The sequence below is a fragment of the uncultured Maribacter sp. genome, assembly GCF_947496775.1.
In the GTDB taxonomy this organism is placed as follows: Bacteria; Bacteroidota; Bacteroidia; order Flavobacteriales; family Flavobacteriaceae; genus Maribacter_B.
The window spans coordinates 95,369-117,775 of sequence record NZ_CANMDU010000010.1; the positions used below are offsets into that span (position 1 = coordinate 95,369).

Annotated in this window: 25 protein-coding genes; 17 read left to right on the plus strand and 8 right to left on the minus strand. The window is 32.4% G+C overall.

All coding sequences use genetic code 11. The features are described 5' to 3' along the window. The first annotated feature begins 42 nt into the window (after positions 1-42). Positions 43-1,791, plus strand: coding sequence for a M14 family metallopeptidase (locus tag Q0856_RS15115; protein ID WP_298506369.1), 1,749 nt, complete (start codon positions 43-45; stop codon positions 1,789-1,791). Positions 1,792-1,803: 12 nt separating this feature from the next. On the opposite strand, the gene Q0856_RS15120 is transcribed toward Q0856_RS15115, so the two are convergent. Beyond that, positions 1,804-2,391: an NUDIX hydrolase gene (locus Q0856_RS15120; RefSeq protein ID WP_298480732.1), complete on the minus strand. Its 588-nt coding sequence runs from the start codon at positions 2,389-2,391 to the stop codon at positions 1,804-1,806. A 7-nt stretch (positions 2,392-2,398) separates the two neighbouring features. Between Q0856_RS15120 and pyrE the strand changes: the two genes are divergently transcribed. Together pyrE and Q0856_RS15130 are read left to right on the plus strand one after the other, a co-directional pair. After that, the gene (pyrE, locus tag Q0856_RS15125; RefSeq protein ID WP_298480731.1) at positions 2,399-3,040 is read left to right on the plus strand and encodes an orotate phosphoribosyltransferase; all 642 of its coding nucleotides are present in this window, start codon (positions 2,399-2,401) and stop codon (positions 3,038-3,040) included. Positions 3,041-3,046: 6 nt separating this feature from the next. Beyond that, positions 3,047-3,439, plus strand: coding sequence for an SRPBCC family protein (locus Q0856_RS15130; RefSeq protein ID WP_298506371.1), 393 nt, complete (start codon positions 3,047-3,049; stop codon positions 3,437-3,439). Here the strand turns inward: Q0856_RS15130 and Q0856_RS15135 are convergent. After that, complete coding sequence (locus Q0856_RS15135) at positions 3,436-4,167, minus strand: biotin--[acetyl-CoA-carboxylase] ligase (RefSeq protein WP_298506374.1); 732 nt, start codon at positions 4,165-4,167, stop codon at positions 3,436-3,438. The genes Q0856_RS15130 and Q0856_RS15135 overlap by 4 nt on opposite strands. Positions 4,168-4,260: 93 nt before the next feature. On the opposite strand from Q0856_RS15135, the gene rsfS reads away from it, so the two are divergent. The 6 genes from rsfS to Q0856_RS15165 all read left to right on the plus strand — a co-directional run bounded on the left by rsfS (position 4,261) and on the right by Q0856_RS15165 (position 9,054). Continuing rightward, positions 4,261-4,638 carry a ribosome silencing factor gene (gene rsfS / locus Q0856_RS15140; protein WP_298480725.1) on the plus strand — a complete coding sequence of 126 codons (378 nt, stop codon included), beginning with the start codon at positions 4,261-4,263 and terminating at the stop codon, positions 4,636-4,638. Positions 4,639-4,646: 8 nt separating this feature from the next. Beyond that, complete coding sequence (gene ftsH / locus Q0856_RS15145; protein WP_298506376.1) at positions 4,647-6,656, plus strand: ATP-dependent zinc metalloprotease FtsH; 2,010 nt, start codon at positions 4,647-4,649, stop codon at positions 6,654-6,656. A gap of 61 nt (positions 6,657-6,717) precedes the next feature. Next, the gene (locus tag Q0856_RS15150; protein ID WP_298480722.1) at positions 6,718-7,329 is read left to right on the plus strand and encodes an LUD domain-containing protein; all 612 of its coding nucleotides are present in this window, start codon (positions 6,718-6,720) and stop codon (positions 7,327-7,329) included. Between the two features lie 4 nt (positions 7,330-7,333). Beyond that, positions 7,334-8,137: a phosphatidate cytidylyltransferase gene (locus tag Q0856_RS15155; RefSeq protein ID WP_298480720.1), complete on the plus strand. Its 804-nt coding sequence runs from the start codon at positions 7,334-7,336 to the stop codon at positions 8,135-8,137. Continuing rightward, positions 8,127-8,810, plus strand: coding sequence for a phosphatidylserine decarboxylase family protein (locus Q0856_RS15160; RefSeq protein WP_298480718.1), 684 nt, complete (start codon positions 8,127-8,129; stop codon positions 8,808-8,810). The genes Q0856_RS15155 and Q0856_RS15160 overlap by 11 nt, the downstream gene beginning before the upstream one ends. Then, on the plus strand, positions 8,785-9,054 hold the full coding sequence (locus Q0856_RS15165; RefSeq protein ID WP_298480716.1) for an acyl-CoA-binding protein: 270 nt from the start codon (positions 8,785-8,787) through the stop codon (positions 9,052-9,054). Before Q0856_RS15160 ends, Q0856_RS15165 begins: the two co-directional genes overlap by 26 nt. Positions 9,055-9,068: 14 nt before the next feature. Here the strand turns inward: Q0856_RS15165 and ppk2 (Q0856_RS15170) are convergent, their stop codons facing one another. The 5 genes from ppk2 (Q0856_RS15170) to Q0856_RS15190 all read right to left on the minus strand — a co-directional run bounded on the left by ppk2 (Q0856_RS15170) (position 9,069) and on the right by Q0856_RS15190 (position 14,666). Then, positions 9,069-9,854 (minus strand): polyphosphate kinase 2, encoded by a 786-nt coding sequence (gene ppk2, locus Q0856_RS15170; RefSeq protein WP_298480714.1) that lies wholly within the window; start codon positions 9,852-9,854, stop codon positions 9,069-9,071. 1 nt (position 9,855) lies between these two features. Further along, positions 9,856-10,704 (minus strand): polyphosphate kinase 2, encoded by an 849-nt coding sequence (ppk2, locus tag Q0856_RS15175; protein ID WP_298480712.1) that lies wholly within the window; start codon positions 10,702-10,704, stop codon positions 9,856-9,858. Between the two features lie 32 nt (positions 10,705-10,736). Beyond that, positions 10,737-11,327, minus strand: coding sequence for a hypothetical protein (locus tag Q0856_RS15180; protein ID WP_298506377.1), 591 nt, complete (start codon positions 11,325-11,327; stop codon positions 10,737-10,739). Between the two features lie 74 nt (positions 11,328-11,401). Beyond that, the gene (locus Q0856_RS15185; protein WP_298506379.1) at positions 11,402-12,016 is read right to left on the minus strand and encodes a fumarylacetoacetate hydrolase family protein; all 615 of its coding nucleotides are present in this window, start codon (positions 12,014-12,016) and stop codon (positions 11,402-11,404) included. Positions 12,017-12,035: 19 nt separating this feature from the next. Continuing rightward, positions 12,036-14,666, minus strand: coding sequence for a valine--tRNA ligase (locus Q0856_RS15190; RefSeq protein WP_298506382.1), 2,631 nt, complete (start codon positions 14,664-14,666; stop codon positions 12,036-12,038). Between the two features lie 189 nt (positions 14,667-14,855). Here Q0856_RS15190 and Q0856_RS15195 point away from each other — a divergent pair, with 189 nt between their 5' ends. Continuing rightward, positions 14,856-15,248, plus strand: coding sequence for a DUF1573 domain-containing protein (locus Q0856_RS15195; RefSeq protein ID WP_298480703.1), 393 nt, complete (start codon positions 14,856-14,858; stop codon positions 15,246-15,248). An 81-nt stretch (positions 15,249-15,329) separates the two neighbouring features. Here Q0856_RS15195 and Q0856_RS15200 read toward each other — a convergent pair whose 3' ends face one another. Continuing rightward, a complete protein-coding gene (locus Q0856_RS15200; RefSeq protein WP_298506384.1) occupies positions 15,330-16,649 on the minus strand; it encodes a PDZ domain-containing protein in 1,320 nt (439 codons plus the stop codon). A gap of 151 nt (positions 16,650-16,800) precedes the next feature. Here Q0856_RS15200 and Q0856_RS15205 point away from each other — a divergent pair, with 151 nt between their 5' ends. From Q0856_RS15205 to lipA, 7 genes are all read left to right on the plus strand, one after another. After that, a complete protein-coding gene (locus Q0856_RS15205; RefSeq protein WP_298480699.1) occupies positions 16,801-17,991 on the plus strand; it encodes a pyridoxal phosphate-dependent aminotransferase in 1,191 nt (396 codons plus the stop codon). Continuing rightward, the gene (gene murB / locus Q0856_RS15210; protein WP_298506387.1) at positions 17,991-19,007 is read left to right on the plus strand and encodes a UDP-N-acetylmuramate dehydrogenase; all 1,017 of its coding nucleotides are present in this window, start codon (positions 17,991-17,993) and stop codon (positions 19,005-19,007) included. The genes Q0856_RS15205 and murB overlap by 1 nt, the downstream gene beginning before the upstream one ends. A gap of 200 nt (positions 19,008-19,207) precedes the next feature. Beyond that, positions 19,208-19,774, plus strand: coding sequence for an RNA polymerase sigma factor (locus tag Q0856_RS15215; RefSeq protein WP_298480695.1), 567 nt, complete (start codon positions 19,208-19,210; stop codon positions 19,772-19,774). After that, positions 19,774-20,532 (plus strand): anti-sigma factor, encoded by a 759-nt coding sequence (locus Q0856_RS15220; protein WP_298480693.1) that lies wholly within the window; start codon positions 19,774-19,776, stop codon positions 20,530-20,532. The genes Q0856_RS15215 and Q0856_RS15220 overlap by 1 nt, the downstream gene beginning before the upstream one ends. A gap of 74 nt (positions 20,533-20,606) precedes the next feature. After that, the gene (locus tag Q0856_RS15225) at positions 20,607-20,816 is read left to right on the plus strand and encodes a membrane or secreted protein (RefSeq protein ID WP_298506390.1); all 210 of its coding nucleotides are present in this window, start codon (positions 20,607-20,609) and stop codon (positions 20,814-20,816) included. 40 nt (positions 20,817-20,856) lie between these two features. Continuing rightward, positions 20,857-21,414: a sigma-70 family RNA polymerase sigma factor gene (locus tag Q0856_RS15230; protein ID WP_298480690.1), complete on the plus strand. Its 558-nt coding sequence runs from the start codon at positions 20,857-20,859 to the stop codon at positions 21,412-21,414. Positions 21,415-21,524: 110 nt separating this feature from the next. Next, positions 21,525-22,400 (plus strand): lipoyl synthase, encoded by an 876-nt coding sequence (lipA, locus tag Q0856_RS15235; RefSeq protein ID WP_298480688.1) that lies wholly within the window; start codon positions 21,525-21,527, stop codon positions 22,398-22,400. The last annotated feature ends 7 nt before the right edge of the window (positions 22,401-22,407 follow it).

Here is a 22,407-nt window from a genome sequence, read left to right on the forward strand (position 1 = left end):
GTAAACTAACAAACAGCATTACACTTTAATAGATTTAAAAAAATGAAAAATATTATTGCATTTTTCCTTCTAGTTATTTTTGTTTCTTGCGAAACTGTAACCGATAAAAATACTACAGAATTCTCTACTCCTTACGAAAACTCTGAGAGCAAGGAAACTGCCACATATAAAGAGGTTATAGATTTTTACCTTGAATTAGCAAAAGAATTTTCCGAAATTAATGTTCAAACTATTGGCCAAACCGATAGCGGATACCCTCTACATTTAGTCACTTTTAATCCAGACGGAGAGTTTGATTTTAAAAAATTAGAGGAAGAAAAAATTACTTTGTTAATTAACAATGGTATACACCCTGGGGAAAGTGATGGTATCGACGCTACCATGTTACTATATAGAGATTTAGCTGAAGAAAAAATAAGTACTCCAAAAAACACCGTTATAACAACCATTCCTATATATAACATTGGTGGTGCACTAAATAGAAACTCCTCAACAAGGGCAAATCAAAATGGACCAAAAGACTACGGGTTTAGAGGCAACGCTTTGAATTACGATTTAAACAGAGATTTTATAAAATTAGATACCAAAAATGCAAAAACTTTTTCTCAAATTTTTCATTTAGTACAACCAGATATATTTATTGACAATCATGTTAGTAATGGGGCAGATTACCAATATGCTTTAACTCACCTTTTTACACAACACAATAAATTAGGAAGTTCTCTCGGTAATTATTTACATAACCAATTTATGCCACTCTTAGAAAATAAGCTTGCAAAAAATAATTGGGATATTACTCCGTATGTAAATGTTTTTAACACAGTCCCAGAAAAAGGTTTTTCCCAATTTATGGACCATCCGCGATACTCTACTGGCTATACAACATTATGGAATACTATAGGTATGATGGTAGAAACGCATATGCTAAAACCATATAAACAAAGAGTAGAAGGCACTTACATTGTATTGAAAAACGCTATTGAAATAGCAGAAAAAGATAGGAAAGAAATTAAATCGTCTAGAATAAAAACTAATGAATATTTTGCCAACCTTAAGAGCTACCCTATACACTGGCAAGTAGACACATTAAAAACCACTACCTTAAATTTTAAAGGTTTTGAAGCGGACACAATTATAAGCAAGGTTACTGGGTTCCCAAGACTTAAATACAATAGAGACAAGCCTTTCACCAAAGAAATAATTTATCAAAATTATTTTAAAGCAACTGATTCAATACCTATCCCAAAAGGTTATATCATACAAAAAGAATGGACTAAAATTATTAACTTGTTAGAATTAAACGACATTAACTATTCCACTATAGAAAAAGACACCACACTATTTTTAGAAAAATATAAAATTGACGATTACAGCACCTCTAAATCTCCTTATGAGGGTCATTATTTACATTACAATACAAGTGTAAGCAAAACTAAAAAAGAAATTAAAATTTCTAAAGGAGATATTTTTATCCCTACAAACCAAAAAGGGGTTCGATATATTCTAGAAACATTAGAACCATCATGCGTAGATTCTTTTTTTAATTGGAATTATTTTGATACTATTTTACAACAAAAAGAAGATTTTTCTCCTTATGTTTTTGAAGATACCGCTGCTTTAATGCTAGAACAAGATTCCGTATTACGAGAATCTTTTTATTCTAAGAAAAAAATAGACACCAGTTTTTCTAAAAATTGGTATGCCCAATTAGATTGGCTATATAAAAAATCGAAACATTATGAAAATGTGCATTTAAGCTATCCAGTATACAGAGTACCTAAAACAGAATAACAATTTAAAATCCTATTCTTCAAATAGGATTTTAATATTTATGTAAGAATTTTGTAGTGCCTTTTGTATTTTTTTTGGACCTTTCCATTTTACCTTCTCTATCCCCTCTTCTTTCTGCCCTATTAAATCTCCTTTAAAATTAGTTTTCATTGCATACCAATGCACCTCTTTTAACTTATATTTATTATTGCGTTTAAAGACATGGTATGTCGTCTTTAAGAAGTTCTCTATCTTTAAGTTTTTTACTCCAGTTTCTTCCTCTACCTCCCTAATAGCACATTCTTCAATGGTTTCTCCCTTATCTAACTTCCCCTTTGGCAAATCCCACTTATCATTCCTATAGATAAAAAGAACTTTACCTTTTTTATTTGTAACCACTCCACCAGCAGCAACAACTAAAGGAATTTTATCCGTAAACTTTTTAAGAATTTCTTCTTTGTTAGGATGATAGATATATGCTTTTGTAAGCTTTTTCTTAGATAAAGCATCTATAGCTTCCTGTATTGCTGTGCCATTTAATAAAAAATATTCGCCATCCGTAGTATCCGATATTTTATTTGTTAATATCAGAGGCAATTCATTCACAAAAACTTTATACATTTGCGTCATGGTTTTAGATAAAAACACAGCTAAAAAAACAGCAGAGCTTCTTCTGCAAATTAATGCAATAAAGTTGAATCCTGAAAATCCTTTTACTTGGGCATCTGGATGGAAATCTCCAATTTATTGTGATAACAGAATAATACTTTCTTACCCTGTAATTCGTAATTACATAAAAGAAGAAATAGCAAAACAAGTAGAGTCTCTTTACGGAAAGCCAGATGTTATTGCTGGTGTTGCAACCGGAGCTATTGGCATGGGTGCATTAGTAGCAGATTATTTAGGTTTACCTTTCATTTATGTAAGACCAGAACCCAAATCTCATGGAAGAAAAAACCAAATAGAAGGCTATTTAGAAGCAAACCAAACCGTTGTTGTTATAGAAGACTTAATAAGTACGGGCATGAGTAGCCTAAATGCTGTAGAGGCATTAAGAGAGCAAAATGCAAACATAAAAGGTATGGTTGCCGTTTTTACTTATGGTTTTGATAAAGCTGTTACGAATTTTGCGGATAAAAACGTGGAATTACACACCTTAGGAGATTACGCACATCTTATGGAACAAGCGTCCAATACAGGATATATAAAAGAAGAACAACTAAACACCTTGATGGAATGGCGTAAAAGTCCTTCTACATGGAATCAATAAATATCTATGTTTTTAGAAACTCCCAAAAAGAAAGTAGCGAAAGGCGATAAAGCGACGTTCGAATTTTTAACCAATCTTGAGAATTTTGAACAATTAATGCCCGATAACATCGCTAAATTCGAAGTACTTAATTCGGACCGTTTTTTATTTGCATTAAAAGGAATGCCAGAAATAGTTTTAGAAAGAAAAACGCAAACCCCCAACAGTCAATTGGTTTTAGGTGCAGCTAGTGAAAAACTACCCTTTACTTTAATAGCAGATATTACTAGTCTTAATGATAATGAAAGTGAAGTTGTTCTTAGTTTTTCGGGTGAGTTTAATGCAATGATGGCTATGATGATAAAATCCCCTATAACAAACTTTATGGGAACTTTGTCCGACAATCTTACCAAGATTTAATACAGAAGTTTAATTTCTTTTAAGCCAAATTCTTTTATAAACTTATCTTCTAACAGTACTAATAATTTACCTTGTTTAGATACGCCTTTAATAAAACCCATAAATAGATTTCCATTAGAATCTTCAAAAGTAGATGGCTTATCTTTTCTAAATAAAACCTTCTCGTAATCAGAAAATAATTTTTCTTTTGCAATGTTGGTCATATTACTTAAATCTACTTTTAAATTAGTAAGTAAAATCTTTAAAAGCTCATCCAAATTAAACGTTTTTCCCAACAACAATTTTAAAGAAGAGACGTTTAATAAGTTATTAAAAACTATTTGATTTACATTTAAACCAATTCCTATAACAGAAGTTTGTATTTTATTTCCGGAAAGAGAGTTTTCTAAAAGTATTCCACAAATTTTTGAATTACCTGACAGAATGTCGTTTGGCCATTTTACAGACAAATTAGGAACATGTAATTTACTCAATGTAGAATAAATAGAAAGAGAAATACAAATACTTAGTAGAAACTGATCTAAAATTAAAAAATTGTTAAATTTCTTTAAAACACTAAAAGTGAGGTTTTTACCTCCTTCGGAATCCCAAACAGTACCCATTTGTCCTCTGCCGGACAGTTGGTTATCTGTAACAACTGTGGTAAAATCTTTTAAAGAATTAGACAGCATTAAGTCCTTTAAATAGGCGTTTGTAGAGTCCGTGGCACTAAGTTTGATTAACTCCATTAGTAACTTTTTTTAGCAAACTTAAATGTATTACTAAAAACTAGGGTTATAAGAACAAAAAAATAATAACTTTGTATAAACTAAATTTTTTGAATGCAAAAAGGGAAAGCAAGTCCAGATGAGTTAATTGCATTAATTTTACAAGGAATAGAAGAAGTAAAAGGAAACGATATAAACTTACTTGATCTAAGAGAAATTGAAAATACCGTATGCGACTATTTTATAATATGTAATGGTACATCTAATACACACGTAAAGGCAATAGTCGGCTCTATCCAGAAAATCGTAAGCAAAACCAGCAAAGACAAACCTTGGCACGTAGAGGGCGAAGATAATGCGGAATGGGTACTTATGGATTATGTTAATGTAGTGGTACATGTTTTTCAAAAACAAGTACGCGAATATTATGACATTGAAGGTTTATGGGGCGATGCAAAATTCACTACCATTGAAAGTAGTATAAATAATTAAGAGAAAGAATGGCAAAAGATAACAATACAAACACAAAGAAACCTAAGTTCAACTCCTGGTGGATATACGGTATAATAGCCTTATTACTTATTGGTTTTCAATATTTTAATAGTGAAAACTTTTCAAGTGCTGAAAAAACTACCACCTCCGATTTACAAGGGTACTTGCGCAATGGAGACGTGGATAAGATATTAATTATCACCAACACCAACCAAGCTAAAGTCTTTTTAACTGCAGAAGCGCTAGAAAAAGATGTACATAAAAACGTGGCTACAAAACCTATGATTCCTTCTTCTGGTTCTGTACCTCAGTATACATTAGATTATGGTGACCTTCAGATTTTTCAAAATGAAATCACAGATATAAAGAAAGAAAACAACTTAGATACTGTCGTAGAATTCGGAAAAGAATCTAACATACTTGCCGATTTACTTTTATCGCTACTTCCTTTCGTACTAATTATTGGTATTTGGATTTATTTAATGCGTAGAATGTCCGGCGGTGGCGGTGGCGGCGCTGGTGGCCAAATATTTAACATCGGTAAGTCTAAAGCTAAACTTTTTGATGAAAAAACAGATACAAGAACCTCTTTTAAAGATGTTGCTGGTTTAGAAGGCGCAAAAGAAGAAGTAGAGGAAATAGTAGAATTTTTAAGAAATCCAGATAAATACACTTCTTTGGGTGGTAAAATTCCAAAAGGAGCTCTTTTAGTTGGTCCTCCAGGGACTGGTAAAACATTATTAGCAAAAGCAGTTGCTGGTGAAGCTAAAGTACCTTTCTTTTCTTTATCTGGTTCTGATTTTGTGGAAATGTTTGTTGGTGTAGGTGCCTCTAGAGTAAGAGACTTATTTAAACAGGCAAAAGACAAATCTCCGGCTATTATATTTATTGACGAGATAGATGCTATTGGTAGAGCTAGAGGAAAAAATAATATTACGGGTTCTAATGATGAGCGAGAAAACACCTTAAACCAACTATTAACAGAGATGGATGGTTTTGGCACTAATACAAATGTTATTGTTTTAGCTGCTACTAACAGAGCAGATGTTTTAGATAAAGCTCTTATGCGTGCGGGAAGATTTGACCGTCAGATATATGTAGATTTACCGGATATCAGAGAGCGTAAAGAAATTTTTGAAGTACACTTAAGACCGATAAAAACATTAGAAACATTAGACCTAGATTTCTTAGCAAGACAAACCCCAGGATTCTCTGGAGCAGATATTGCAAATGTTTGTAATGAAGCTGCTTTAATTGCTGCTAGAAACGAAAAGAAAGCTGTAGACAAGCAAGATTTCCTAGATGCCGTAGACAGAATCATTGGTGGATTAGAAAAAAAGAATAAAATTATAACTCCAGGAGAAAAAGAGACTATTGCTTATCACGAAGCCGGACATGCAACTACAAGTTGGATGCTAGAACATGCTGCTCCATTAGTAAAAGTAACCATTGTACCTAGAGGACAATCTTTGGGAGCTGCTTGGTATCTTCCGGAAGAAAGGTTAATTGTACGTCCAGAGCAAATGCTTGATGAAATGTGTGCTACCTTAGGAGGTAGAGCCGCGGAAAAAGTAATTTTCAATAAAATATCAACTGGGGCATTAAGCGATTTAGAAAAAGTAACTAAACAAGCCAGAGCTATGGTTACCGTTTATGGGCTTAATGATGAAATCGGAAATCTAACATATTACGATTCTTCAGGTCAAGATTCTTACGGTTTTTCTAAACCTTATAGTGAAGAAACAGCCAGAAAAATAGATGAAGAAATTTCTAAAATCATCGAAGAGCAGTATTTAAGAGCTATTGAAGTTTTAACGCAACATAAAGACAAACTAACCATTTTAGCGGAACGTCTTTTAGAAAAAGAAGTTATCTTCAAAGAAGATTTAGAAAAAATCTTTGGAAAAAGATCTTTTAAGGAAGATGAAATAACCGAAGAAACTTCCGTTATTGAAGAAATAAAAACAGAAGCTTCTTCTGACCATAACACAGAAGAAAAAGAAATAGAAAATAAATAACCAATTTATTCGTTGTCCAAGTATATTATAACTGGTTAACAAAAGAAGTGTAAATATTTAAATGGGGCTATTTGATATACTTTTTGGAGGAGGCAAAAAGAAAATTTCCAAGGAAACTGCGGAAACCAGAGGGGTTCACATGCCAGATTTGAATCTCCCCGTAGATGAAAAATTTACCATACATTTTAAAAAAAATGGCGGTAAATTTTTGTATTGCGATTCCTTTAAAGAAATTTCGCAAGCTTTAAACAGCATCGTTCAAGAAAATAAATGGGAAAATCATTCCTTTTTTGCAATGAATAAACAATTGCAGAATAAATTCGCAAAAGAAAATATAAAATTCACTAACAAAACAAATGAAAGTGATGTGTTTTTTACTACCTGCGAACATCTTATTGCTCAGAATGGTTCCATCTTAGTTTGCTCTAATCAGTTAAACGAAAAAAAATTAAACGAACTTCCGGATAATATTATCGTTTTTGCAACCACTAGCCAACTTGTAGAATCTATTGGCGAGGGCCTTAAAACTATAAAAAAGAAATATGGTCATCAAATTCCGGCCAATATTACAACATTAAAACATTTCCAAGCTACTAATGAAAACTCTGATGACTTTTTAACCTATGGTAGTTCTACAAAAAATCTATATCTTTTATTCTTAGAAGACCTATAGAACTATGAAAGAAATTTTAAGAAGGGCATTAACAGGAGCCGTATATATAATTATATTACTATCTGCTGTTTTTCTGAACTCCGATGCTTTTGACTTTCTTTTTATGTCCTTTGGACTTGCCTGTTTGTATGAATATAAAAAACTTGTACATTTAAAAGGATATTATATTTTCATTGCCTATTTAGCACTTTGGTGGGCTTACATCTATTTAGTACATGATCAAATTTTAATAAACATACTAATGTTTATTACTATAGTAGTTGATATTGCTCTTTTGTTTTTTCTATTCTCAAAGAAAAAAGAATCATTTAGTTTAGCTCAAAAATTTATTATCGGATTATTTTATGTCGGTGGCGGCTGCATTTTCTTAACTATGATACCTTATAAAGACAATGAATTTGCTAAACTTTTAATAATGGGCATATTCATTCTAATTTGGGTAAACGATACTTTTGCTTATTTAGTTGGTCGTAGTTTAGGACGTACTAAATTATATTCTGCAGTTTCTCCAAAAAAAACTGTGGAAGGTTCCATCGGAGGCTTTATATTTGCACTTTTAGCGGCTTTTATAATCGGTAGATTTGAACCCCTTATTGACCCATTGCAATGGATGATTTTAGCCTCCGTAATTGTTATCACAGGCAGTCTTGGAGATTTAATAGAATCTAAATTTAAAAGAATTGCTAAAGTAAAAGACAGTGGTGCAATTCTTCCTGGACATGGAGGAATGCTCGACAGATTAGACAGTTTAATATTTGCGGCACCTTTTGCCTATTTAACTTTATATATATTTACCTATGTTTCATAAAGAGGGACAGACTATTATCTTAACTACATTTTTTATTGTTAGTGCTATTATTTTGTCCGCGCAATATTTTGTTGTAAACCCATTTTTACGATGGGGCTTACAAATAGCCGCTATAATTATACTGATTCTTATTCTTCAGTTTTTTAGAAACCCTAAAAGAAATGCAAATAAATCATTTGATGAAATTCTTTCCCCTGTTGACGGAAAAGTAGTGGTAATTGAAGAGGTGGAAGAAAATGAATATTTTAAAGGCAAAAGAAAACAAGTATCCATTTTTATGTCTCCAGTAAATGTACATGTTACAAGATACCCTGCCAGTGGTAGTATAAAATATTCCAAATACCATCCTGGAAAATATTTAGTAGCTTGGCACCCTAAAGCAAGTGAAGAAAATGAACGCACTACAGTTGTTATTAACACCCCGAAATTTGGTGATATTCTTTACCGACAAGTGGCTGGTGCTCTAGCAAGAAGGATTGTAAACTATGCTGAAAAAGGAGAAAGTGTTCAACAAGGAGATGACGCCGGTTTTATTAAATTTGGTTCTAGAGTAGACTTATACCTACCTTTAGATTGTGCAATTACTGTAAAATTAAACCAAAAGGTAAAAGGAGCTGAGACATGCATAGCTTCTTTTGTGGACACCAATGAAAAAGGAAAAGCTACATATTGATTTTAGTAAGGCGGTTAATTACATTAACAATTACCAAGACCCTATTCCAGCAGATTTACTATTAAAGCTTTATGCCTATTATAAAATAGCGAATAAAAACTATAGTAACCCTGGCAGTAAAACTCCCTTAATAAATGCTTTTAAAGCTAATGCTCTTATACAAGCAAAGAATATTAGCTTAGAAAAGGCTATGAAAGAATATATAAAACTCGTTAAAAAAGAGTTTAAAAATTCTTCTCTATAAAAATTTTATGACACCTATTCCTTATATGGTATTGTATCTAACAAATGTTCAATTGCTTTTATTCTCGCAACGGTTTTTTTATTTGCTTCAATAATCACCCATGGTGCATGAGGCGTATTAGTATCCCTTAACATTACCTCTTTATACTTCGTATAATCGTCCCAAAGGTCTTGTGCTTTTTCATCTACAGCAGACATTTTCCAACGTTTTAAATCGCTCTTCTTAATATCTACAAACCTTTTTTGTTGTTCTTCCTTCGTAATGGAAAAATAAAATTTAACTAAGTAGGTATTAGATTGAATTATCATCTTCTCAAAATCATTCACTTGAGACATAAAAATGTTGTATTCTTCATCGGAACAAAAACCATTCACTGGCTCCACCACTGCCCTATTATACCAACTTCTATCAAAAAAAACAATCTTCCCGGGTTCTGGCAACTTATTTACATACCGCTGAAAGTACCATTGTCCTTGCTCATCTTCAGAAGGTTTATTTAATGCAACAACCCTAAAATATCTAGGATTAATATGAGCAGTTATCCTACGAATTGCTCCACCCTTACCAGCAGCATCCCTACCTTCGAAAAGGACAACAATTTTTTTTCCATTTTTAATTGCCCATGTCTGTAACTTCACCAACTCTCCTTGTAATTCTCTTAAGCGATTTTCGTATTTAACCTCTCTCAAGGTTTTTTCTAAATCAATATTCTTATTTGCAAAAAGCCTTCTTAATCCTAACTTTGAATTTAAAAGTTCTAAGTCCTTCTCTGTAATTTTCTCTTCTTTATCTAGGTTCATCTTAAATATCGATTTGCTTGGCATTTCTGTAATAACGTACTATAACATTAGGGTCTGGTTGAATAATACTGTTTTTATCCTTTTTTTCAGAATAATTGAAATTAGATAATAAATAGCGCATACTCTCCAAACGAGCTGTTTTTTTATCGTTTGTTTTTACAATAATCCATGGGCTAAAATTTGTATGTGTCTTTGTAAACATCTGCTCCTTGTAATAGGTATACTTATCCCATAACTCTTGACCTTTCCTGTCTACAGGACTAAACTTCCATTGTTTTAGTGGGTTTTTCAATCGGGCATTAAATCTTTTCTGCTGTACTTCCTTAGAGATAGAAAACCAAAATTTTATTAAAATCACCCCATCTTCATACAACAAATGCTCAAATTCTGGCACTTGCACCATAAATTGCTGATATTGCTTTTCAGAACAAAAACCCATAACAGGTTCTACTACCGCCCTATTGTACCAACTTCTATCAAAAAAAACTATTTCACCAGGATTAGGCAATTCTTTTATATACCTTCTAAAATACCATTGTCCCCGTTCATTATCTGTAGGTTTCGACAAAGCCACAACTCTAGAAGAACGCGGGTTTAAATGTTCTATAAATCTTTTAATGGACCCACCTTTACCGGCAGCATCTCTACCTTCAAAAAGAACAGCTACTCGCATATTATTTTTTGTTACCCAATTTTGCAAAAGAACCAACTCACTTTGCAATTTTACAAGCTCCATTTCATATTTTAAATTGCGAACCACATTAGCAATATTTATATTTTGTTGTTCCGCAATTTTCACAAGATCTTTACGTGTTTTTGCTTTTAAAAGGTCCTCCAAACTATAGCTCATAAATAGAATTAAAAAAAATTATTAAAATCGAATTAAAATGGCCCTACCATTATGTGCGCTCTAAACGTTCCTGGATCCATTAACCAAGGCATTCCTTTTGCATGGGGCTTACTTGGTAAACCGGTGGATTCTATAGTGGCAAATGGTGTATAAATGACATATCTAAATTGACCGTCACCAAGTTTACCTGTACTTTTGTCATAGGCGGCCTCGCTACCAAAATAAATGTACGTCATGCTTGGTTCTTTTGGCATTTTAATTTTACCTGCAGCAACCTCAGCGCCACGTATTTCTCTTTTTTCTTTAAAATTTTTTCCTTCGGCGGCCAACTCTCTTCCTCGAGCCATAAAAGGTTCTAATTTTATAGAATAACAAGAAACACTTATACCTTCTTTATTAGGGTTATCTGCTAAACATACTAAGTTATTAGTTCCTTCTCTGAGAACAACAAAATTACCAGTTTCATCATAACCGTACACTTTCGCTCCATTTTTATCTTCTTCGGGAGCTGGAAGAACTGCTGTTTGTATTTGAATTTCTTTAGGTAATATTTCTTTTTTCTGCTCTTGGGCAAAAATAGACACAGAAAACAAACACAAAATAAAAGAGACAAATTTTATCATAAGAAAATGTTTTTCTTAAAGATAAGAATCTGTCTCTTAATTTTACATCTTAAGATTTAAAATTATTAAGCTCGTTATTTCACTTTTGTATGAAACATTTTCTCTCCTTCTAGATACCCTAACATTTCATCTCCAGAATTTACCTTATCTGCACCTAAAGCTGGTGTACCAGACAACAAAATATCACCTGAGTTTAATGTCATTACATTTGAAACATAAACTATTAATTCTGCCAAAGTAGTAATCATTAAACTGCTATTTCCTTTTTGAGTTTCTATACCATTAACAGTCATGGAAAAATTAATGTTTTTTACATCGGAAAAATCTGATATCGGTAAAAATTTAGATATTGGTGTAGCACCATCAAAACCTTTTGCTAATGCCCATGGTCCTTTATTTGGCTCTCGGCTTTGTTTTAAAACATCTTTCGCTGTTAAATCATTTGCTAATGCTATAGCATCTACAAATAACAAGGCATCTTCTAACGTAGCATTTTTACAGGTTTTCCCTATTCTAAAAGCCAACTCTACCTCATACCAAACATCATCTGAAAAAGCAGGAAGCTCTAAATCCGCATTATTCTCTAAAAGAGATGAATCTGGCTTTGTAAAAATTAAAGGAATTACTTTTCCTTTTGGCATTTCACTTAAATCACTTACATAATTCTTTCCTATTCCTATTATTTTCATACTTATATCTATTGTTTTATTATCCTAGACTCCTTAAACTTTTCTCTAATGTTTCTATTTTAGCTTCGGCATCTGCCAGCTTTTTTCTTTCTATGGCAATAACTTTTTCTGGCGCATTATTTACAAAACGTTCATTAGAGAGTTTTTTCTGAACAGAAATTAAAAACCCTTTAGTGTATTTTAACTCCTCTGCTATTTTAACTTTCTCTGCTTCTACATCTATAGCTCCTTCTATAGGAATAAAGTATTCGTTACTTTTTACTCTAAAAGTTAAAGCGCCATCTACCGCTGTATCTACATAAGAGATAGATTCTAAATTAGTTAATTTTCGTATTACCGTATCCCAAGCTAAACCAGCTTTTTCCGAGTTTAATATGGAAAGAGACAAAGCTTCTTTCATTAGTATATTTTTCTCTTTACGAATAGTACGAATTCCCGATATTACATCTGCTGCAAAATTAAATTCTGCAAGTATATTAGTGTCAACACCTACTTCTTTAGGCCATTGCGACACCATTAAAGCTTCTTCTGGCGTTCTTTCTGTTATATGTTGCCATACTTCTTCCGTTAAAAAAGGCATAAAAGGATGTAACAATTTTAAATTTTGCTCAAACAAAAGAATTACTGCATTAAATGTCTTTTTATCTATTGGTTTTTGATAAGCTGGTTTTATAATTTCTAACAACCAGGAACTATAATCATCCCAAACTAATTTATAAATTGCCATTAAGGCGTCTGAAATTCTATACTTACTAAAATGATCTTCTATTTCTAATAAAGTCTCATTAAATTTTGCCGTATACCATTCTATACCTAGCTTAGATGCTTCAGGCTGCGGCAAATCTTCAACTTCCCACCCCTTTAACAAACGAAAGCCATTCCAAATTTTATTTGCAAAGTTCTTTCCTTGTTGGCATAAAGCCTCATCAAACATTAAATCGTTCCCAGCTGCAGCACTTAATAATAATCCAACGCGAACCCCATCTGCACCATAATCTTCCATAAGCTGTAATGCATCTGGAGAATTTCCTAATGATTTTGACATTTTACGACGCTGTTTATCACGGACCAAACCTGTAAAATATACATTTTCGAAAGGTCTTTCATCTCTATATTCGTAACCAGAAACAATCATACGTGCTACCCAGAAAAATAAAATATCCGGACCTGTTACCAAATCATTGGTAGGATAGTAATATTGAATCTCTTCATTTTCTGGTTCTAATATGCCTCCAAAAACACTAATAGGCCATAACCATGAAGAAAACCAAGTATCCAATACATCTGCATCTTGTTTTAAATCTGCAGTAGTTAAGTTTGTCTTTCCTGATTTAGATTTTGCAAGCTCTAATGCTTCTTCTATAGTTTCCGCTACCACAAAGTCTTCATGCCCATCACCAAAATAAAAAGCTGGGATTTGCTGCCCCCACCACAGTTGGCGAGAAATATTCCAATCGCGAATATTTTCCATCCAATGGCGGTACGTATTTTCAAATTTCTTAGGAAATAGTTTTACTTCATTTGTTTTTAGCACCGCATCCAAAGCGGGTTTAGCTAAATCTTCCATTTTTAAGAACCACTGATCCGAAAGGCGAGGCTCTATAACCGCCTTAGTCCTTTCCGAAGTTCCTACTTTATTTATATGTTGTTCAGTTTTTATTAAAAATCCTTTTTCCTCTAATTCTTTAGAAATTTCTTTACGAACAACAAAACGGTCTTTACCTTCATAATGCAATCCAAAACTATTAAGAGATGCATCTTCATTAAAAATATCTATGATTTCTAGATTATGTTTCTCTCCTAAAGCTTTATCATTAATATCATGCGCAGGTGTTACTTTTAGACAACCTGTACCAAATTCCATATCTACATAACCGTCTTCAATAATTGGAATTACCCTATCACACAAAGGAACAATTGCCTTTTTTCCTTTTAAATGCGTAAAACGCTCGTCATTGGGATTAATACAAATAGCACTATCCCCCAAAATAGTTTCTGGTCTTGTCGTTGCAATAGTTACTTTTTCATCGGAACCCTCGATGGCGTAAGACAAATAATATAATAACCCTTGCTTCTCTTCATAAATTACTTCTTCATCGGACAATGTTGTTTTTGCCTCAGGATCCCAATTTACCATTCGGTTTCCTTTATAAATTTTTCCTTTATTAAATAAGTCTACAAAAACTTTAATAACGGAAGCAGACATATCCTCATCCATAGTGAATTTGGTACGTTCCCAATCACATGAACACCCTAATTTCTTAAGTTGTTCTAAAATAACTCCTCCATATTCCTCTGTCCAGTCCCAAGCATGCTTTAAAAAGTCTTCTCTACTTAGATCTGCCTTATTAATTCCCTGCTCTTTTAACTTAGCGACAACCTTTGCTTCTGTAGCTATAGATGCGTGATCTGTACCTGGTACCCAACATGCATTTTTACCCATTAATCTTGCTCTACGAATGAGAACATCTTGAATAGTATTATTAAGCATATGACCCATATGTAGTATCCCCGTAACATTTGGTGGGGGAATTACAATGGTGTATGGCTCTCTGTCGTCAGGGGTAGAATGAAAAAAGTTGTTTTTCATCCAATAATCATACCAGTGATTTTCTACTGATTGTGGATTATATTTTGATGGAATTTCCATTTTTTGGTACAGTTTTTGAAATATTAATTTAATGTATAAAAAAGTAACATTAAAAGATATGTTAAATTATATCAATTCCGTTATTTTTAAAATACGAAACAAAAATAAGTAACGTTAGAGTATAACAAAAGAATTTTGGAGGTTCATCTGAAAAGATTTAATTTTGATTTATACCCAAAACAAAAAATTATGAAAAAAATAGTACTTGTATTATTTGTAGGATTACTAGGATTTAGCCTAACAGCTCAGGAAACAGGAGCTAAAATTGAGTTTACAGCAGAAACTGTTGATTATGGAGAAGTTGTTAAAGGTGCGGACGGTGTTCGTGTTTTTGAATTTACTAATACGGGATCAGCTCCTTTAGTATTAAGTAAAGTAACCTCTAGTTGTGGATGTACAATCCCTTCCTATGATAAGGATCCTGTTTTACCTGGTAAAAAAGGAAAAATATCTGTAAAATATGATACAAAAAGAGTGGGGCCAATTAGAAAAGCTATCACCGTTTTATCTAATGCAGATACACCTACGAAAGTTTTAAAAATTAAAGGAGAAGTAAAAGATCCAAATAACGGAACGAAATAAAAATTACTTTTTAATTAAAATATAAAAGCTCGGTATATACCGAGCTTTTTTTATTTCTATCCAATAATATCACCAAAGATATTACTTAAATATATTTTTTAAAACGAAACTAAAAAGAACATCTTGATTGTACCTTTCTATAAGTAAGCGAATCCTTTTTCCTTCTTTTTGATTAAGCATCTGCATTATTTCTTGAAGTTTATAACTATAAACTCTTTTTCCGTTTACCGCTAATATTACATCTCCTTCTTGCAAACCAGCAGATTCAGCAGGACTACCCGCTCTAATTGCCGAAACCACTATTTCAGGAACTAAACTTAACCTAGTTGAATTTTCTATTAAAATTTGAACATTTCCAAATGTATCAGAACTTCCTTTTTTAGCACTTCCAATATATTCAGAAACATACCTTACTCCATCATGTTGAAGTTCTATACCGCTTAAATTGTAATGAAACGGAATATTAAAATTGCCGTTTTTTCTAAGAATTATTTTTTCATTCTTATAATCGAATACAATATTAAAACGTTTTAAAACCTCCCCTCCTATGCTACCATTTCTATTCCCTAAATTTTTAATGTTATTAAATGTTTTCATATTAGGGAATGCCGCTTTTGCATCTTCTAATGAAAAATTTCCTATGGATATACTGTTTACTTTAGTTCTTTTTCCAAAAATACTACCTCCTAATCCTTTACCTAAAAAATCATCATAATTCTTTTCCGGGACACCAATATTTTTATCTTCAAAAAGCCATATGGCATCACTACTTCCCGTATCCACAAGCATTCTAACTTGCAAATCGTCTTTGCCGTTAATATGTACCTTTGCATCTACATACGCTTTCTTTTTCCTTATTTTCAAAGGCAATATCTCTACCTTCTTTTTGTTTTTTATTTTATAACTTCCTGGAGCGTAGAATTTAATTAGCTGTTTTCCGTAATTAATATCTACTACAAAGTCTCTAAATAATTCATAACCTATAATACCATGAACTGGAATACCTAAACTAGGAGAAAAATTGAGACTCTTATCCATCACCACAAATAAATCTTGGTTTGCATTTTTTACCTCCCCAATCTTAAAAAAGTTTTTTTTAGAACTTAGGGCTTTAATAGGTTCACTTTCCCCTAAACCACGAATTGCAATTTCAGAAACATTATTTATCTGTATAGAATCCTTATCAGACACATTAAACAAAATAGGTTTTCCTACACCAGAATCTAAGATAAAAGACAATTCTGTACCGTTAACCTCAATAGGCATAACGATTAAGTTATTAACCAATTTAAATTTTACTTTCTGAAAATCTTGACCATTAGGTAATTCAAAATTTTGCCCTATCGCAGAAAAAGCAGAGCACAATAAAAGCAATATAAAAAGTGTAGCTATTTTTCTCAACTTACTTTATTTTAACGCATTACCTACTTTAAATCTATTGTATAAATTACAAACTACCTAAAACTTTAACAAAAAATGAAAAACGAAATAATTCTTGTTATCATTGTTTGTTCTGTTATGTTTCCTCATTTTTGCTTAAAATATGTTACATATGCCAAATATTTCTCGAAAAGGAGTTTCTATGCCTGAATCTCCGATACGCAAACTGGTTCCTTTTGCAGAAAAAGCGAAAATGAATGGTGCTAAAGTTATCCATTTAAATATTGGTCAGCCGGATATAAAAACACCACAAATTGCCTTAGACGCAGTAAAAAACAATAATTTAGATATCGTTGCATATAGCCGAACAGAAGGGTCAGAGATTTTTAGAGAAAAAATTGCGACCTATTATGCAAAACATTCTATCACCGTAGAATCTACAGATATTATCGTTACTACAGGTGGTTCTGAAGCTCTTTCCTTTGTGATGGGAAGTATTGCCGATTTTGATGATGAAATTATAATACCGGAGCCTTTCTATGCAAATTATAATGGATTCGCTACTTCAGCTGGGGTAAAAGTAGTCCCTGTGGTTTCTAGAATAGAAAATAATTTTGCTTTACCACCTATAGAAGATTTTGAAGAATTAATTACTTCTAAAACTAAAGCCATACTAATTTGTAATCCTGGAAACCCAACTGGATACCTATATAGTAAAGAAGAAATTCAAAAATTAGCCACCATTGCAAAAAAACATAATCTCTTTTTGGTTGCTGATGAAGTGTATAGAGAATTTACGTATGACGATAAGGGGCATTATTCGATTCTTCAAGAAGTAGGGTTAGAAGAAAACGCTATAGTTATTGACTCCGTTTCTAAGCGTTATAGCATGTGTGGCGCTCGTATAGGCTACTTAGTTTCTAAAAACAAAGAAGTTATTGCTACTGCACTTAAATTTGCACAAGCAAGATTATCACCTCCTACCTATGCCCAAATAGCAAGTGAAGCTGCTTTAGACACCCCTCAAAGTTATTTTAATGATGTAAAAGAGGAGTATCTAAAAAGAAGAAATACTTTAATTGCAGAATTAAAAAACATTGATGGCGTAAAAGTTGGCGTACCAAACGGAGCTTTTTATTGCATAGCTGAATTACCCGTAAAAAACGCAGATGATTTTGCACAATGGTTGTTAGAAGATTTTAGATATAAAGGGGAAACGGTAATGGTTGCACCAGCCGCAGGGTTTTATGCTACCAAAGGTCTAGGTGAAAACCAAATTAGAATTGCATATGTACTAAACCAAGATAGTTTAAAAAGAGCAGTTACTATACTAAAAGAAGCTCTTAAAAGTTATATAGGGTAATGCATATTTTACAAAACATATCTTTACAATCTTATAACACTTTTGGTATTTCCGCTAAGGCAAAACACTTCTGTGAAGTTTCTAATATAGAAGAACTAAAAAATGTTTTCTCTCTAAAAGAATACCCCACTAAATTTGTTATTAGTGGAGGAAGCAATTTATTACTTACTAAAGACATAGAAGCCCTTGTAATACATATTAACATAAAAGGAATATCTATAATTGAGGAAGACAACGATTATGTTATTCTTAAAGTTATGGCTGGTGAAAATTGGCACGAAATGATTCTATGGACCCTAGAGAATAATTATGGAGGTTTAGAAAACATGTCACTAATTCCTGGTAAAACTGGAACAGCTCCAATCCAAAATATTGGTGCCTATGGCGTAGAACTTAAAGATCATTTTGTAAGCTGCGAAGCATTACACACAGAAACTTTAGAGATAAAATCTTTTAGCAAAGAAGCTTGTAAATTTGGATACCGAGACTCTTATTTTAAAAATGAAGGAAAAGGAAAATTTGTTATTACGTCTGTAAATTTAAAACTTACTAAAACCAATCATATCTTAAATACTTCTTATGGTTCTATAGAAGAAGAATTACTTAAAAAAAACATTAAAAAACCTAGTATTCAAGACATTTCCAATGCCGTAATTACTATAAGACAAAGCAAATTACCAGATCCAAAAGAAATCGGTAATAGTGGTAGTTTTTTTAAAAACCCAATACTTTCTAAAGAAGAGTTTCTTGTTTTTAGTTCCAAACATCCAGAGGCTCCATTTTATAAAATAAGTGATACTTTATTTAAAGTACCCGCAGGTTGGCTTATTGAACAAAGTGGTTTTAAAGGCAAACGCCTTGGTGATGCCGGTGTTCATAAAAAACAAGCACTTGTTTTAGTTAATTACGGTAAGGCAACCGGACAAGAAATATTAAATTTAGCACATACTATTATTTCTGAAGTTCGCAATAAGTTTGGGATAACTATTTCCCCTGAAGTAAATATAATAAGATAACCCCCGCAAGAAACTTACGAGGGTTATACCAAACCAACCAAAATTAAATGTACAATAACCAGTTGTACATTTATACTATTATTTTTATCATAACGCTTTCCTTAACAATCAATTTAATAATTTAGCGTTTAAAGGATATACGGTAAAAAAGAAGATATTGGATGCCTTTGTGTTTAATTTTCTTATACCCTATCATTATTATGAGCACACTACTTGAAAAACATATTGTAGAACTTTTGCAAGAGCGCAATGACAAAGCCATCTCCCTTTTGTATGAAAACTATGGAGATACCCTATATGGAGTAGCCCATAAAGTAGTACGTAACGATGATTTAGCTCAAGATGTGGTCCAAGAAAGTTTTGTGAAAATTTGGAAAAAAGCAGATACCTATGATCCATCCAAGGCCAAATTGTTTACTTGGTTATTTAGAATTACCAGAAATACTGCTATTGATAAATTAAGAAGCGTTAACACAAAACTGGATAAAGAAATCCAAATAGATGTTTCCGACGTATATAATTTAGGTGTAGATAGTACAAGGCCGGAATTCATGGATATCCGTGACAATTTAGATAAGATAGAAAGCAAATACCAAATAGTTTTGGAAGCTTTGTTCTTTCAAGGGATGACACAACAAGAAGCTAGTGATGAGCTAGATATTCCTTTAGGAACAATTAAGTCTAGATTAAAAATAGGTTTACGCGAGTTAAAAAAAATATATGGACCTGCTTTGGTTCTACTTGCACTTACTTTAAATGTGTTATAATGAAAGAAAAGATTAAGATATTTTTAGATTCAGATTTGTTAGAAAAATACCTATTAGGTAGCACTAATGAGATGGAATCTCTACAAGTAGAAAGATACATCGCGATGTATCCTGAAGTAAGAGACACTTATAATGAGCTTCAAGACAATTTAGAGAGTTTTGCAAAATTACATGCTATAAAAACCCCAGATGGCTTAAAAGAAAAGATTCTTGCACGAATAAAATCAGAACGTACTGGTCGTAAAAAATTCTTTAGATACGCTATCGCTGCAAGTATAATTGCATGTGTGTTTGCAAGTGCTTCCTATTTTTTCTATAATCAGAATCAAAATTTACAACAAGAAAACACCATTGTTTCTAATAAAATAAAAACATTAGAAGCAGATATGAGGCAACAATTAGAGGATGTAAGAAACCAATTTATTGTTCTTAATAATCCGCAAACTAAAAAATATAATGTAAGAGGTAACAGAATGGCCAAAGACCTTAAAGCCATAGCCTATATTAATCCTGTTAAGAAACTTTCTTATATTAACGTTAGCAAACTTCCTGAATTGCCAGAAAACCAATGTTTTCAGATGTGGGCAGAGGTTAATGGCAAAATGTTAAACTTAGGAATTATTGAAGAAGCTGGTAATAAAGATAACCTTACTGCTCTTCCTTATGCTGATAATGCGGTTAGTTACATTACTATTGAACCTAAAGGCGGTAACGTAAGTCCTACTGTCAATAAAATTGTTGCGAATATTGCGTATTAACAACAACACATATAAAGTAATCTTAAAGCCCCTTTTTGGGGCTTTATTTTTATATCTTTGTTGAAAATTTTATTATGAAGTTGATACTACTTACTATAGGTCTTCTCACCTTAGCTTTTGCCGGAATTGCAATTAAAATATGGGCGAAAAAAGATGGTAAATTTGCAGGTACTTGTGCTAGCCAAAGTCCATTTTTAAATAAAGAAGGAGAGGCTTGCGGCATGTGTGGTAAATTACCTGACGAGCAAGATTGCAAAAAAGACGCTACTCCAGAATTGCAGTAGTCTATATATTAAAAAAACGTAATTTTCTAAGTTCCCTGTTTTGGAAAACAAACAAACAATTCTTGATATTATAGAAAAAGCAAAATTAGGCAACCAAATTGCTTATAGTAAATTACTAGATACATTTTGGAATGATGTTTATGGTTTTCAATTAAAAAGAACAGAAAACGAGAGTGATGCTGAAGATATAACTGTACAAACATTCTCTAAGGCTTTTGATAAATTACTGACTTATGATAACTCCTACGCTTTTAAAACTTGGTTAATTACTATTTCTAAAAATATTCATGTAGATCTTTTAAGAAAAAGAAAAAAAGATATTATTAACCCGCATGATGATAATGAAGCATTTAAAAAAGTCTTGGATGATGCCCCTTCCGCAGAAGACCAACTTATTACGGAACAAAACCTTGCCACTCTTTTACTTCACATAAAAAAATTAAAACCGCATTATCAAGAGGTTATAAACCTTAGGTATTTTAACGAACTTAGTTATGCCTCCATAGCAGAACAACTAAATGAACCTATGAACAATGTTAAAGTAAAATTATTGCGGGCAAAAAAATTATTAGCCGAAGTAATTAGTGGTAATAAATAAGCCAATTCAAAAAAGCAATAAACAAAATAATATTTCAATTATAATTTTAGGTCTTCTTAATACCACAAAAGGTCTTTTAATTAGTTTGTATATTTGATTAAAATTTATTCATGAGTACAGATTCTATAGAACATGTAAAACCGCCTAAAGGAAAACCAAAATGGTTACGTGTAAAACTACCTACTGGTAAAAAATATACGCAATTAAGAGGGTTAGTAGACAAGTATGAATTAAATACTATTTGTACTTCTGGTAGCTGCCCTAATATGGGAGAATGCTGGGGAGAAGGTACAGCTACTTTTATGATTTTAGGAAACGTTTGCACTAGATCTTGTGGCTTCTGTGGAGTAAAAACTGGTAGACCAGAAGATGTAGATTGGGCGGAGCCAGAAAAAGTTGCCAGATCAATAAAAATAATGAGTATTAAGCATGCTGTTATTACATCTGTGGATAGAGACGATCTTAAAGACATGGGATCCATTATTTGGGCAGAAACAGTTAATGCAATACGAAGAATGAACCCTACCACTACTCTAGAAACCTTAATCCCTGATTTTCAGGGAGTAGAAAAGCATTTAGATCGCATTATAGAGGTTAACCCTGAAGTTGTATCTCATAATATGGAAACTGTAAAACGATTAACTAGAGAGGTTAGAATACAGGCTAAATATGAAAGAAGCTTAGACGTTTTAAAATACTTAAAAGAAAGTGGTATCAACAGAACCAAATCTGGTATTATGCTTGGGCTTGGAGAATTAGAAGAAGAAGTACTGCAAACAATGGAAGATTTAAGAAAAGCCAATGTAGATATTGTTACAATAGGTCAGTATTTACAACCTACAAAAAAACACCTTCCAGTACGACACTTTATTCTTCCGGAACAGTTTAAAAAGTATGAAGAAATTGGATTAAAAATGGGGTTCAGACACGTGGAGAGTGGCGCCCTAGTAAGATCATCCTATAAGGCGCATAAACATATTAATTAACGTGCAA

Coding starts and splice junctions, on each gene's coding strand:
- ftsH (WP_298506376.1), top strand. CDS start 4,647: ATGGCAAAAGATAACAATACAAACACAAAGAAACCTAAGTTCAACTCC.
- ppk2 (WP_298480712.1), bottom strand. CDS start 10,704: ATGAGCTATAGTTTGGAGGACCTTTTAAAAGCAAAAACACGTAAAGAT.
- Q0856_RS15215 (WP_298480695.1), top strand. CDS start 19,208: ATGAGCACACTACTTGAAAAACATATTGTAGAACTTTTGCAAGAGCGC.
- Q0856_RS15120 (WP_298480732.1), bottom strand. CDS start 2,391: ATGTATAAAGTTTTTGTGAATGAATTGCCTCTGATATTAACAAATAAA.
- Q0856_RS15130 (WP_298506371.1), top strand. CDS start 3,047: ATGTTTTTAGAAACTCCCAAAAAGAAAGTAGCGAAAGGCGATAAAGCG.
- Q0856_RS15205 (WP_298480699.1), top strand. CDS start 16,801: ATGCCAAATATTTCTCGAAAAGGAGTTTCTATGCCTGAATCTCCGATA.
- Q0856_RS15165 (WP_298480716.1), top strand. CDS start 8,785: ATGAAAAAGGAAAAGCTACATATTGATTTTAGTAAGGCGGTTAATTAC.
- Q0856_RS15135 (WP_298506374.1), bottom strand. CDS start 4,167: ATGGAGTTAATCAAACTTAGTGCCACGGACTCTACAAACGCCTATTTA.
- ppk2 (WP_298480714.1), bottom strand. CDS start 9,854: ATGAACCTAGATAAAGAAGAGAAAATTACAGAGAAGGACTTAGAACTT.
- lipA (WP_298480688.1), top strand. CDS start 21,525: ATGAGTACAGATTCTATAGAACATGTAAAACCGCCTAAAGGAAAACCA.
- Q0856_RS15150 (WP_298480722.1), top strand. CDS start 6,718: ATGGGGCTATTTGATATACTTTTTGGAGGAGGCAAAAAGAAAATTTCC.
- Q0856_RS15220 (WP_298480693.1), top strand. CDS start 19,774: ATGAAAGAAAAGATTAAGATATTTTTAGATTCAGATTTGTTAGAAAAA.
- Q0856_RS15115 (WP_298506369.1), top strand. CDS start 43: ATGAAAAATATTATTGCATTTTTCCTTCTAGTTATTTTTGTTTCTTGC.
- Q0856_RS15180 (WP_298506377.1), bottom strand. CDS start 11,327: ATGATAAAATTTGTCTCTTTTATTTTGTGTTTGTTTTCTGTGTCTATT.
- Q0856_RS15225 (WP_298506390.1), top strand. CDS start 20,607: ATGAAGTTGATACTACTTACTATAGGTCTTCTCACCTTAGCTTTTGCC.
- Q0856_RS15160 (WP_298480718.1), top strand. CDS start 8,127: ATGTTTCATAAAGAGGGACAGACTATTATCTTAACTACATTTTTTATT.
- pyrE (WP_298480731.1), top strand. CDS start 2,399: ATGGTTTTAGATAAAAACACAGCTAAAAAAACAGCAGAGCTTCTTCTG.
- Q0856_RS15195 (WP_298480703.1), top strand. CDS start 14,856: ATGAAAAAAATAGTACTTGTATTATTTGTAGGATTACTAGGATTTAGC.
- Q0856_RS15190 (WP_298506382.1), bottom strand. CDS start 14,666: ATGGAAATTCCATCAAAATATAATCCACAATCAGTAGAAAATCACTGG.
- murB (WP_298506387.1), top strand. CDS start 17,991: ATGCATATTTTACAAAACATATCTTTACAATCTTATAACACTTTTGGT.
- Q0856_RS15155 (WP_298480720.1), top strand. CDS start 7,334: ATGAAAGAAATTTTAAGAAGGGCATTAACAGGAGCCGTATATATAATT.
- Q0856_RS15185 (WP_298506379.1), bottom strand. CDS start 12,016: ATGAAAATAATAGGAATAGGAAAGAATTATGTAAGTGATTTAAGTGAA.
- rsfS (WP_298480725.1), top strand. CDS start 4,261: ATGCAAAAAGGGAAAGCAAGTCCAGATGAGTTAATTGCATTAATTTTA.